The following is a 12,615-nucleotide window of genomic DNA, read 5'->3' on the forward strand; positions in this document are numbered from 1 at the left end:
TTTATTTGGTCGGTAATTTTTCTTTCAAATAGTGGGCCGTAGGGTTCTTTTTCAAACTAATCATATCCTCCGGCGTTCCTTCGTAGCTGATATATCCTCCTAGTTCACCGCCTTCAGGACCTAAGTCGATGATGTGATCCGCACATTTCACCACCTCCATATTGTGTTCAATAATGATTACCGTGTCGCCTTGCTCCACCAAATCATTCATGGCCTTGAGTAATTTTTTAATATCATGGAAGTGCAAACCCGTAGTAGGCTCATCAAAAATAAATAAAGTCTTGCCTTTATTTGAATTTCCCTTGCCTAAAAAACTCGCTAATTTGACGCGTTGTGCTTCACCACCCGAAAGTGAATTTGAGCTTTGGCCTAATTTAATATAGCCTAGTCCCACTTGAAAAAGTGGATCAATTTTCTCCGCTATTTTAGGTGATTTTTCCTGGAAAAATGGAATGCTTTCCTCGACGGTTAAATCGAGAATATCAGCGATGGATTTATCTTGGAATTTAATATCGAGTACTTCTTGCTTAAATCGCTGACCGTTGCATGATTCGCAGGTCAATTTAATATCGGCCATGAATTGCATTTCAATCGTGATTTCGCCTTCTCCTTGGCAGGTTTCACAGCGCCCACCCTCGACATTAAATGAAAAATGAGCCGGTTTATATCCACGAGTTTTTGCCAAAGGAAGTTCAGAAAACAACAAGCGAATCGCGTCATACGCCTTGATGTAGGTAATCGGATTTGACCGCGATGACTTCCCGATAGGCTGTTGGTCCACCATTTCCACACCCGCAATTTTGTTCAAACTCCCACCTAATTCGCGAAATCTACCCGTTTCTTCCGTCCCTAATTGCAAGTGACGCAGCACTGCCGGGTAAAGGATTTTACGGATCAAGGTCGACTTACCCGAACCGCTGACGCCAGTCACCACCGATAATATGCCTAGCGGAATTTTGACGTCCAAATTCTTTAAATTATTCTCATTCGCGCCCTTGATCTCAATAAATGCCAACGGTTTTCTTCGGAATGATGGGATCTCAATCTTATCCGCACCACGTAAAAACCGTAGGGTATGGCTGTCGGTTTTGTCGTCTTTTAACGCCTCAGCAAGATTGCCTTGGAAAATTAAATTTCCGCCATGTCGGCCTGCCTCCGGCCCAATATCAATTATCTGATCAGCCGCCCGCATGATATCTTCTTCATGTTCGACAACGATCACCGTATTGCCCATGGATTTTAGTAATTCCAGTACAGAAATTAGTCTTTCCGTATCCCGCGGATGTAGACCAATGCTGGGTTCATCTAGGATGTACATGGATCCTACGAGCGCACTGCCTAAGGAAGTAGCTAATTTAATACGTTGAAATTCACCGCCGGAAAGGGTAGAGGTAAGTCGGTTTAAGGTCAAATATCCTAGTCCCACACGGTCCATATAGTCCAGTCGGTTCGTGATTTCGATTAAAATTCGTTTGGCAATTTTCTGATCTGTTTCAGACAATTGCAGTGAATCAAAGAATTTTTTAGTCTTCGAAATGGGCCAAAGTACCAAATCGATAATCGACGTATCCAGGATTTTCACATACGCTGCGTCGCCACGTAATCGAGACCCCTGGCATTCTGGACACGTTGTTTTGCCCCGGTAGCGGGATAGGAGAACGCGGTATTGAATTTTGTAGGTCTCTTTTTCGAGATGGTCAAAAAACTGATTTAATCCCGCAAAGTATTTATTCCCTTTCCAAAGTAATTGCTGCTCTTTGGTGCTTAAATCTTTGTATGGTCGGTGAATTGGGAAATCAAAATGAATGCCGTTGCGCAATAAAGGATGTAGCCATTCGCTCATGCGCTCGCTGCGCCATGGGGCAATCGCTCCTTCGTAGACGGAGAGGTTTTGATCTGGAATGACAAGCTCAGGATCGAGCCCCAAAACTTTACCGTAACCTTCACAATTTTTACACGCGCCGTACGGGTTATTAAACGAAAACAAATTGAGGCTTGGTTCTTCAAAAACCTGGCCATCGAGTTCGAATTTATTGGAGAATTGGGTGCGTTTTTGGCCTTCGACTTCGATCCAACAAACCCCTTCGCCCTCGAAATAGGCTGTTTGAACCGAATCGCCTAGTCGGAAAATGGTTTCTTCATCCTCTGGTTTGCTAATCAGTCGGTCAACTAATATGGCAATTTCACCTGGTTTGGCTTGAAGTTTTTTTAGGTTGTCGGCGTTATCAACGAGTTCTTCCAATTCGACAATTTCGTCCTTAATTTTCAGACGCGTATATCCTTTTTGAATGAGCAGTTGGCATTCATCCAAAATGCTACGATCAGGATGCGCAACTAAAGGCGCGAGGATTAGGACTTTTTTGTCGGGATATGTTCCAATCCAATCAACTATGGTGGATACAGAATCTTTCTTGACCTCTTTCCCAGACACGGGCGAATAGGTTTTACCGATTCGGGCGAATAATAATTTGAGATAATCGTAGATCTCGGTAGTCGTCCCCACCGTTGACCGCGGATTTTTTGTATTTACTTTCTGCTCGATGGCAATCGCCGGAGAAACTCCACGAATGTAATCAACGGCCGGTTTTTCCATGCGGCCTAAAAATTGGCGCGCATAGGAATTCAGACTTTCAACGTACATGCGTTGGCCTTCTGCAAAAAGTGTATCGAATGCGAGTGAAGATTTTCCCGAGCCTGAAAGGCCTGTAATAACTACTAATTTATTGCGGGGAATGGCTACGTCGACTCCCTTGAGATTATGTACGCGCGCACCCTTGATAATGATGTAGGACCTAGGGTCTAAATTTTCGAAATCTTGGGGCAAAGGAGAACTCATATTTCAAAATTATCCTTTAATTTTGACAAACCCAACGCTACCTTTGGCAAACCTTGGAGGATTGCCAAAGGTAAGGGGGAATGAAGCCTTGGAAACATTATAAACTGATAAAATGAAATCAATAATCTTATTTTTCGTCCTTGCTCTTCTTTCAATCTCATTTGCAAGTCAAGCACAAGATCCTATCGTCATTGCGGAGGAAGGGGCAAAAGGGGATCTCGATATCGAACCCGATGTGAAAGACTTGCCATTTCGCCAACGCTTGCACTTTGGGGGAGGGATTTCGGGATTAAGTTTTGGTAATCCAACCAGCATAGGTATTTCGCCTATGGCGGGGTATATGCTAACAAATAATACGATTTTAGGGGTAGGTTTTACCTATCAATATTTTTCTTTTCGAGGTTTTCAAGCGTCTAATTTATTAGGCCAACGAATCTTTGTTCGTCAATTTGTACCGGCTTTATCAGCGATGATTGGCCAGGGCTATTTAACTGCCCAAATTGAAAATTTTCAAGACATTGCAAGCCCCGCGAATAAGATGAAATATTCCACACCCGTTTTAGTTGGCATAGGCATTGGATCTAAACTTGGGATTAATTTAAACGTCATGTATGACTTAAATTATACGGCGGGATCGAACTCCCCTTATGGCACTGCTTTGGTCGTTCAAGTGGGTGGATTTTTCTTTTAAAAATTTAAAACAATTTGGACCAAAATATAGTCTTACTATTTTAAGATTATAAGCGATAAATTCTTAATTTCGAATTCATTTATATTTCACATGTCAAAAGAACTTTTTTCTGAACCTCTTTTAGTAGAGGACCCAAGTCGTTTCGTTTTATTTCCAATCAAACACGATGATATCTGGAGATTCTACAAGCAATCCCAAGCCTCTTTTTGGACGGCTGAAGAGATTGACCTTCAACAAGATTTGTCAGATTGGAAGAAATTAAATGACGGAGAACGTCATTTTATCTCTCACGTTCTAGCTTTTTTCGCGGCCTCTGACGGTATCGTGAATGAAAATTTAGCAAACAATTTCTTGAAAGAGGTACAATATGCTGAAGCGAAATGTTTCTATGGTTTTCAAATCATGATGGAAAACATTCACTCAGAAACGTATTCTCTTCTGATTGATACTTACATTAACGACCCAAAAGAGAAAGACCATTTGTTACGTGCCATTGAGACGATTGACTGCGTGAAGAAGAAAGCGGATTGGGCATTGAAGTGGATTGAAAGCGACAATTTTGTAGAACGTCTTATCTCATTTGCAGCCGTTGAAGGAATCTTTTTTTCCGGCTCGTTTTGTTCAATCTTCTGGTTGAAGAAACGTGGCTTAATGCCAGGTCTATCATTCTCCAATGAATTGATCTCGCGCGATGAAGGTTTACATTGTGATTTTGCATGTTTATTATACACCGATCACATCAAAAATAAAATTTCTCAAGAGCGTATTTACGAGATCATCTTAAATGCGGTAGAAATTGAAAAAGAATTTGTTACGGTGGCTTTGCCAGTTTCCTTGATTGGCATGAATTCAGAATTGATGTGTCAATACATTGAGTTTGTAGCGGATCGTTTGTTGGTTTCTTTAGGATGCCAAAAGAACTACAACGCAACCAACCCATTCGATTTTATGGAAATGATTTCATTGCAAGGAAAGACTAATTTCTTCGAAAAACGTGTGGCTGAATATCAAAAATCAGGTGTCATGTCCGACAAGGAATCTATGTCATTCTCTATGAGTGAAGATTTTTAATTCGTATATAGATTTAAGTAAAATGCCCTGGAGAAATTCAGGGCATTTTTTTTACCATCTTTCCAGAATCATCGGCAAGACTAAACCAATGATAATTCCCGATATGACAAGCACATAGGTCCGTTGGCGTACATGTAAAGTATGCATCAATAATGTCCCTAGGCCAAGAATGACTGCAACAATAATCATTTGGCCTAATTCAAGGCCAACATTAAATGCGAAAAGTGGTCCGATAATTCCTGCTTCTTTACCTAATAAACTCTGTAAATAATTTGAGAACCCTAAACCGTGAATCAAACCGAAAGCCGTAACCATCCAATAGGTATTTTTATGTTTTTGGCGCTCTTTAAAGCGAAGGTTAGTCATAGCAGTTATCAATATGGTACACGGAATCAACCATTCAATCCAATCAGCTGAAATTTCAATCAGTTTTATTGTGGCTAATACCAATGTAAGCGAATGCCCTAAGGTGAACGCACTGACTAAATAAAATAATCGCTTCAAGTCAGTCAAGGTATAAATACAGGTGATGGCGAGAATAAACAACAAATGATCTAAGGCTTGCCAGTTGAGAATATGCTGTAATCCAAGTAACAGATACGTTTGGAATGTAGACATGAGTTTGGTTTAGTTGGCGCAATTTATTTAATTAACCCATTATTTTGAGTAATTTTTTTATTATTATGACTTTAAATTTAAATTAACTACATGAAAACTAGCCTATTAACCCTTTTGTTTGCCTGTTTGACGTTCATCTCCCTAGCTCAAAAAGCAGATGTTGCATCACTAAAACAAGCCGAATTAAGTAGATTTAAAGTGATGGTTGCCAAAGATCGTGCAGGCTTAGAGGCTGCTTTTCACAAAGATTTAGTTTATTTTCATTCCAGTGGAGTTGCTGACAACAAGGAGTCCTACGTTGCCTCTATTTTCTCTGGAAAATCTAATTATCAATCAATTGAACCTGCGGAATTGACGACGCGTGTATATGGGAAAACAGGTATTAACACGGGGATTGTTAATATCGTTACCATTAACGCCGAAGGGAAAGAAGCGCCACTTAAATTGCGATTTACAGATGTTTTCGTGTTTGAAGATGGTCGCTGGCAAATGGTTTCGTGGCAGTCGACGAAATTAGCCAACTAGCCCAGCGGCGAAATTTTCGATTTCCGAATAAATAATTTCCAGTTCATCGTTGCTGATGCAATAGGGAGCGAGAATATAAATGGTATTACCAAGGGGTCTCATGAGGATCCCTTTTTTTATGAAGTACTGATACGCGTCATCCCGAATCGAATGCATATATCCATTTTCCTGTCCATCTTCTAATTCAAATGCGAGGATTGTCCCTTGTACACGAAGATTTTGAATGATACGATGTGGGCGTATTTTTTCTACCCATGACTCATGGCACGCTTGAATGCGCGCAATATTCGCCCACGTTTCAGGTTTCTCCATCAGATCTAAACTCGCTAGGGATACAGCGCAGGCCATCGGATTTGCGGTAAAGGAATGACTATGAAAAAGCATTTTTTTGCGGTCATCCGATAGAAATGTATCGAAAAGTTCATTCGAACAGGTTGTAATTCCCATCGCCATCATGCCACCAGTTAAGCCTTTCGAGAAACAAGCGATGTCCGGTTTATGCGTAAAATAATCCATTGCAAACCACTTGCCCGTCCGACCAAAACCCGTCATGATTTCATCGGCAATACATACAAGTTTGTTGGCATGCGCCAAAGAAATCAACGCATCCAATGTCTCAGGCGCATACATTTTCATCCCACCCGCACCTTGGATCAAAGGCTCAAAAATAAAGGCTGCATACGTATCAGCATCTTTCATTTTTTCACGCATGGCTGCGATACATGCCTCCGGATCACATGGACTTGGTAAAAATTCTACCTCAAATAACATATCTTGAAATGGCGCATTGAAGGCGCTTGGCGCTCCGAGACTCATCGCTCCAAAGGTGTCACCATGGTAAGCATCCTCAAAAGCAATGATTTTCCGCTTTTGTGTTTGGCCTTGGTTGTGAAAAAATTGCAAGGCCATTTTAACGCCCACCTCCACAGCCGTGCTGCCGTTGTCCGAATAGAAAACTTTCTGAAAATTAGCAGGTAAATGCCCGAGTAAACGCTCAGCTAATTGAATGGCTGGTTCGTGCGTAAAGCCAGCAAAAATAACTTGTTCTAATTTTAACGCTTGCTCGTAAATTTTTTGTGCTAAATAAGGATGCGCGTGTCCATGGATACTCACCCACCAGGAGGAGATGGCATCGATGTATTTTTTGCCATCTGCGTCAACTAAATAAACGCCTTCTCCATGCGTAATCGGAATCGAAAGTGGTTCGATTTGATGCTGCGTGAATGGATGCCAAATAACTGCGGCATCTCGTTGAGCTAAATTAGCGTTGGAATGATTCGGCATAGTGAGCGATGATGCTGGAGTTGATTTCTTTTTCTTCGTTGACGCGTAATAAAACGGGTAGTCCCGTATGTTTCAAAATAAACGCTTCGCCCGAACTATTTGTTTGGCCATTAAAGATAATTCCTTCGATGGGGATGTGGTGCGATTTTAATATTTCATAGGTCATCAAGGTATGGTTGATGCTTCCCAAGTAATTTTTACTGACCAAAATAACGGGTAGTCCTACGTGTTTAATCAGATCCAGATTGGTATGTTTATCGTTGAGCGGAACCATGATTCCGCCAGCTAATTCCACCACCAAATTTTGTGCCTTCTCAGGCAAGGAAAAAGCCTCTATTTCGATGCTAACCCCATCTAGCTCTGCCGCGGTATGGGGTGAAAGTGGATGATTTAATGCGTACACAGATGGAAATATCTTGGTTTCTGGAACCCATTGCTGGACCCAATACGCATCTCCATCAGTTAAATTTCCAGCTTGAATTGGTTTCCAATAAGCGGCTTGTAATGCTTTTGTGACGATAGCAGCACAGACAGTTTTGCCTATTTCAGTTCCAATCCCCGCGATGATATACTGCTTAGGCATGGGATTCGAGGGTTTGAATTAGGGCCAATATATCGGATTCTTTTGTCAAGGATGTTAAGGTAATTCGAATGCGTTCTTTACCTTTCGGTACTGTAGGATACACGATTGGCTTAACTGCGAACCCCGCATTTTGTGCGGATTTGGCAACGGCCCGAACGGCTTCATTTCCCGAAACAAAAAAGGTTTGAATTGCGGTATCACTATCTCCCCAAGAAGTGGAGCGTGCATGTTTTTTGAAAAATTCAATGTTTTTTTTCAAATTTTTGCGTTCCTCAGAGGCCCGTTGGATATATGGCATCACGGTCAACAAGTGCTGAATATGTTCGGGTGTGGGCGCTGTGGAATAAATAAATGGACGCGCAAAATTGATCAAATACTGTTTTAAAATCGTAGAGCCTAGGACCACAGCACCTGCAATTCCCCATGCTTTACCGAATGTAATGACGCGCGCAAAAATTTCAGGATAGGAAGCACCTAAACCTTCACCCATCGCTCCATAAATTCCGCCTGCATGTGCCTCATCTACAATTAGTTCAAACTGGTATTTTTCACGAAGGGCAATTAATTCTGCCAAAGGAGCCTGGTCGCCATCCATGGAATAAATGGATTCTACGATGACCCATTTGGTGGTGCTTGTTGGATATTGCTCCAACAAATGAACTAAATCAGCCAAGTCATTGTGCTTAAATATGCGGCGTTCCGCCGCGCTAAGCCGTAGTCCATCAATCAGGCTCGCATGGAGTAGTTTATCACAAAATAAAACGTGTTCCTTTTGGGCTAAAGCTGATATCAATCCTATGTTGGCCTCATAACCAGAACCAAACAGCAAGGCTGCTTCTGCCTGATGCATCGCCGCGCATTGAGTTTCGAATATTTCTACTCCCTCGCTTTGACCAGAAATTAAGCGAGATCCTGAAGATCCATTAATTGGGCTTTCATTTGGTTGGCGAGATATCCATTCCGAAAAATCAGTTGCCAAGGCAAGACTAAGTTCTCGGTTACGCGCAAGCCCTAAATAATCATTGGAACAAAAGTCGATGAGGTCATCGACACGTTTGGTTTCACGCAATAGCCCAGCGGCTTTACGTTCATTCAATTGCGTGATTAGAAGTTCGTTAGCTGATTTCATGACCTAGATTGGTCGTAAAAATACGAAATAATCGGGCTTTGGTGTAAAAACAGAAGAAAATGCTTGACAATCTAATACTTAGCGTGTAGTATTGCAGAGCGTTTCAATACGAGAGCGCTTCAAATTAGACAATCCCTCTTTTATTAGCTCCTTACCAAACGGTTCCGGTATCGAATTTTACGATTCAATGAGGATTGATCAATCAAAAAAGAACATCATTTACCCCATTTATGGATAATAAAGAATCCTCAAATTCCACTGAACGTCCTAAGCGTCAACGAATTCAAAAACCAAACGAAGAACAAGCTCCACTATTACCTATGGGAGATGCTCCTTTGGAAGAACCAACTCAAGATTCATCACCCTCAGAAGAGCCCGTAGCGTCAGCTAAACCTGTTCGTAATGTTCGTCCTCCACGTAAAGGTAAGCCTGAAGCAGAAGAGACGCCTATCGAAATGGCCGGGATCATCGAGCCAGAGGAAGTAGATACTTCGTTTGTAACGAGTGATGCGCCTTTGGCAGCAGATAAAGTGTCGCCAACAGACGCGCCTGTCGACTTAAATACCTTGCCCAAGGAGGATGCGCCGGCCCAACAGCCCCAGCATCAACATCGCCAGCACCGCACTAATTACAATCAAGTCATCAAAGAATTGGATGGCTTAATTGACAATGAAGGGGTTTTGGAAATCATGCAAGAAGGTGGATACGGGTTCATGCGTTCATCGGATTACAACTATTTGGCATCACCGGACGATATATATGTGTCACCTTCGCAAATCAAAATGTTTGGTTTGAAGACAGGGGATACCATTTTAGGAAAGATTCGTCCACCAAAAGAAGGGGAGAAATATTTCGCTTTATTGAAAGTGGAATCTGTGAATGGAAAAACGACGGATGAGATTCGTGATCGGATCAACTTTGAATATTTAACACCATTGTTTCCAGAGGAAAAATTAAACTTGTCTTCAACGGCGGATAATTATTCGACGCGTATTTTGGACTTGTTTGCGCCGATTGGTAAAGGCCAAAGGGGTATGATTGTAGCCCAACCGAAAACAGGTAAAACAGTTTTATTGAAAGATATTGCTAATGCGATTTCCCGCAATCACCCAGAGGTTTATTTGATCATTTTATTGATCGATGAGCGTCCGGAGGAGGTAACGGATATGCAACGTTCGGTACGCGCGGAGGTAATTTCATCTACCTTCGATGAGCAAGCAGAACGTCACGTGAAAGTGGCTAACCTAGTTTTGGAGAAAGCAAAACGCATGGTAGAATGTGGTCACGATGTCGTGATTTTATTAGATTCAATTACACGTTTAGCACGTGCTTATAATACGGTTGTTCCATCTTCAGGTAAGATTTTATCAGGTGGTGTGGATGCCAATGCATTACACAAACCAAAACGTTTCTTCGGTGCGGCACGTAATGTGGAAAATGGTGGTTCATTGACTATCATCGCAACTGCCTTGATCGAAACTGGTTCGAAAATGGATGAGGTAATCTTTGAGGAATTTAAAGGTACGGGTAACATGGAATTACAATTGGATCGTAAATTGGCCAACCGCCGTATTTATCCTTCGATTGATGTAACCGCATCCGGTACGCGTCGTGAGGACCTATTGATGGATCCAGCGGTATTGCAACGTGTTTGGATTTTACGCAAGCACATGTCGGACATGAACTCAGTAGAGGCGATGGAATTCTTGCAACAGCAAATGAAAGGTACACGAAACAACGAAGAGTTTTTGGTTTCCATGAATCGCTAGTATGCCGATTTTACCCATTGAATTACGTTCATCGGATCGTCAGCCCGTTTGGTTTATCGGGCATGGCAGTCCGATGAATGCGTTAATGGACAATCCATTTACGCAATCTTTGAATCAATTGGGCGCTTCTATCGCCCCACCACAGGCTGTTCTTGTGGTTTCAGCACACTGGTTGACGCGCGGTGGCACGTTTGTGCAAGCCTCACCTGAACCTGAAATTTTATATGATTTTGGCGGTTTTCCGCGTGAATTACATCAATACCAATATCCGGCACCGGGCAGTCCGTTCTTTGCATCTGCATTAGCGGATGAAGTGAAAGCCGTGCAGCCTACGACCGAGTGGGGGCTGGATCACGGTGCTTGGACGGTTTTGTGTCATTTATTTCCAAAGCACAACATTCCCTGTTTCGAATTGTCGATTAACTATTCTCGCCCATTGGGATACCATATTTCGTTAGCTCGTGAATTACAGTTTTTGCGTGAAAAAGGTGTGTTGATACTAGGTAGCGGCAATATTGTGCACAATTTACAAGCTAGCGTACCTAATTTGAGTTCGGGTCAAGAGAACTTTGGCTATGAGTGGGCACAGGAATTCGATGTGTGGTCGGCACAATTAATTGCCGATAAAAATGTCGAAGGCTTATTAGATTACGAACGCGCGCCGGGTGGTCGCTATGCCGTTCCTACGCCGGATCATTACATTCCATTGCTATACAGTTTGGCATTAGCCCGTGAAGATGAGCAAGTTCATACGACTTATGATCAGCTTGTATACGGAGGAATATCGATGCGTTGTTTCGAAGTTCGTTAATAGCCAAAAAATACTTTCTCAATGATTTCGCAGGCTTGATCCATTTCAACTTTGGAGATGGTCAATGGAGGTGCCAATCGGATTTTATTTCCGTGGGTAGGTTTTGCCAAAAGACCTGCCCGCATAAAATCTAGGCAGATTTCCCAAGCTACAGGACTATCTTCGTCGGTGTTAATTTCAATCGCACATAATAATCCTTTTCCGCGCACTTCCCGAATTAAGGCAGTTTTTGCCTTTAGGGTTTGAAGGAATTTCATTAATTGTTTGCCGCGTTTTTCCGCGTTCTCAATTAAATCCTCATCCTCTAGGATATCAATCGCGACGTTTGCTACCGCACAGGCTAATGGATTGCCACCAAAAGTCGAACCATGTTCGCCCGGTTTAATGGTCAACATGATTTCATTACTGCATAACACCGCCGAAACTGGCATAAAACCTCCAGATAGCGCTTTGCCTAATAACAGAATATCAGGGTGAACGAATTCGTGGTGACAGGCCAACCACGCACCGGTCCGACCGAGTCCCGTTTGGATTTCATCGGCAATGAAAAGTACCCGATGTTTTTTGCAAAGATCTGCCGCTTTTTTCAGATAGCCCGTGTCGGGTAAAACCACCCCAGCTTCACCTTGAATAGGTTCCACCATGAATGCCGCGACGTTGGGATCTTGTAATTTTTCTTCTAAAGCCGCTAAGTTATTGTAGGGAATTTTGATGAATCCAGGTGTGAATGGGCCAAAATTGGTATAGCTGCTCGGGTCTGTCGACGAGGAAATTGCCGAAATTGTTCGGCCCCAGAAGTTGCCTTCGGCCACGATGATTTGAGCTTGATTTGCCGGAATTCCTTTTACTTCATACGCCCATTTTCGCGCTAATTTGATGGCCGATTCACCGGCTTCGACACCGGTATTCATCAACAATACTTTCTCGTAACCAAATTTTTCTGCGAGCTTTTTTTCCGTGAGACATAGTTGGTCATTGTGGAAAGCACGTGAACTCAAGGTGAGTTTTTGAGCTTGGTCCGTGATTGCTTGGATTAATCGGGGGTGGCAATGTCCTTGATTCACCGCGCTGTAGGCTGATAAAAAATCAAAGTATTTGTTGCCTTCTACGTCCCAAACATGAACTCCTAAACCTTTATTTAGGACGACAGGTATTGGATGATAATTATGTGCACCGTATTCAGATTCTAGGCTAATGTAATCGGTTGATGTCATTTGTTGATGAATTGCACGCGGTAAGGTAGAGACGCGATACTTCGCGTCTATTTTTTATTGTTGTAGAGACGCGATACTTCGCGT

Annotated in this window: 10 protein-coding genes and 1 pseudogene; 5 read left to right on the top strand and 6 right to left on the bottom strand. The window is 42.4% G+C overall.

What is annotated here, in order from left to right; genetic code table 11:
• Position 1 precedes the first annotated feature (1 nt).
• The gene (gene uvrA, locus ACIQ6T_RS05375; RefSeq protein WP_395784883.1) at positions 2 to 2,836 is read right to left on the bottom strand and encodes an excinuclease ABC subunit UvrA; all 2,835 of its coding nucleotides are present in this window, start codon (positions 2,834 to 2,836) and stop codon (positions 2 to 4) included.
• Positions 2,837 to 2,948: 112 nt separating this feature from the next.
• Between uvrA and ACIQ6T_RS05380 the strand changes: the two genes are divergently transcribed.
• A complete protein-coding gene (locus ACIQ6T_RS05380; protein WP_395784884.1) occupies positions 2,949 to 3,527 on the top strand; it encodes a hypothetical protein in 579 nt (192 codons plus the stop codon).
• A gap of 90 nt (positions 3,528 to 3,617) precedes the next feature.
• Entirely contained in the window at positions 3,618 to 4,598 is a 981-nt protein-coding gene (locus ACIQ6T_RS05385; protein ID WP_395784885.1) for a ribonucleoside-diphosphate reductase small subunit, read from the top strand.
• 51 nt (positions 4,599 to 4,649) lie between these two features.
• On the opposite strand, the gene ACIQ6T_RS05390 is transcribed toward ACIQ6T_RS05385, so the two are convergent.
• Positions 4,650 to 5,216, bottom strand: a complete 567-nt coding sequence (locus ACIQ6T_RS05390) for a HupE/UreJ family protein (protein WP_395784886.1) — start codon at positions 5,214 to 5,216, stop codon at positions 4,650 to 4,652.
• Between the two features lie 90 nt (positions 5,217 to 5,306).
• On the opposite strand from ACIQ6T_RS05390, the gene ACIQ6T_RS05395 reads away from it, so the two are divergent.
• A complete protein-coding gene (locus ACIQ6T_RS05395) occupies positions 5,307 to 5,741 on the top strand; it encodes a nuclear transport factor 2 family protein (protein ID WP_395784887.1) in 435 nt (144 codons plus the stop codon).
• Here the strand turns inward: ACIQ6T_RS05395 and bioA are convergent.
• Genes bioA through ACIQ6T_RS05410 form a run of 3 tightly spaced genes read right to left on the bottom strand, consistent with a single transcriptional unit; the run spans position 5,730 to position 8,737 of the window.
• Entirely contained in the window at positions 5,730 to 7,025 is a 1,296-nt protein-coding gene (bioA, locus tag ACIQ6T_RS05400) for an adenosylmethionine--8-amino-7-oxononanoate transaminase (protein WP_395784888.1), read from the bottom strand. The two genes, ACIQ6T_RS05395 and bioA, sit on opposite strands and share 12 nt — an antisense overlap.
• Entirely contained in the window at positions 7,003 to 7,608 is a 606-nt protein-coding gene (gene bioD / locus ACIQ6T_RS05405) for a dethiobiotin synthase (RefSeq protein ID WP_395784889.1), read from the bottom strand. The genes bioA and bioD overlap by 23 nt, the downstream gene beginning before the upstream one ends.
• Entirely contained in the window at positions 7,601 to 8,737 is a 1,137-nt protein-coding gene (locus ACIQ6T_RS05410; protein ID WP_395784890.1) for an aminotransferase class I/II-fold pyridoxal phosphate-dependent enzyme, read from the bottom strand. The genes bioD and ACIQ6T_RS05410 overlap by 8 nt, the downstream gene beginning before the upstream one ends.
• A gap of 620 nt (positions 8,738 to 9,357) precedes the next feature.
• Between ACIQ6T_RS05410 and rho the strand changes: the two are divergent.
• Positions 9,358 to 10,506 (top strand): annotated as a pseudogene (gene rho, locus ACIQ6T_RS05415) (transcription termination factor Rho); the annotation flags it as partial.
• Position 10,507: 1 nt separating this feature from the next.
• Positions 10,508 to 11,317 (top strand): 4,5-DOPA dioxygenase extradiol, encoded by an 810-nt coding sequence (ygiD, locus tag ACIQ6T_RS05420; protein ID WP_395784891.1) that lies wholly within the window; start codon positions 10,508 to 10,510, stop codon positions 11,315 to 11,317.
• Here ygiD and rocD read toward each other — a convergent pair.
• On the bottom strand, positions 11,314 to 12,531 hold the full coding sequence (rocD, locus tag ACIQ6T_RS05425) for an ornithine--oxo-acid transaminase (RefSeq protein ID WP_395784892.1): 1,218 nt from the start codon (positions 12,529 to 12,531) through the stop codon (positions 11,314 to 11,316). The genes ygiD and rocD overlap by 4 nt on opposite strands.
• Positions 12,532 to 12,615: the final 84 nt, after the last annotated feature.

The organism is Aquirufa sp. (genome assembly GCF_044377215.1).
In the GTDB taxonomy this organism is placed as follows: Bacteria; Bacteroidota; Bacteroidia; order Cytophagales; family Spirosomataceae; genus Aquirufa.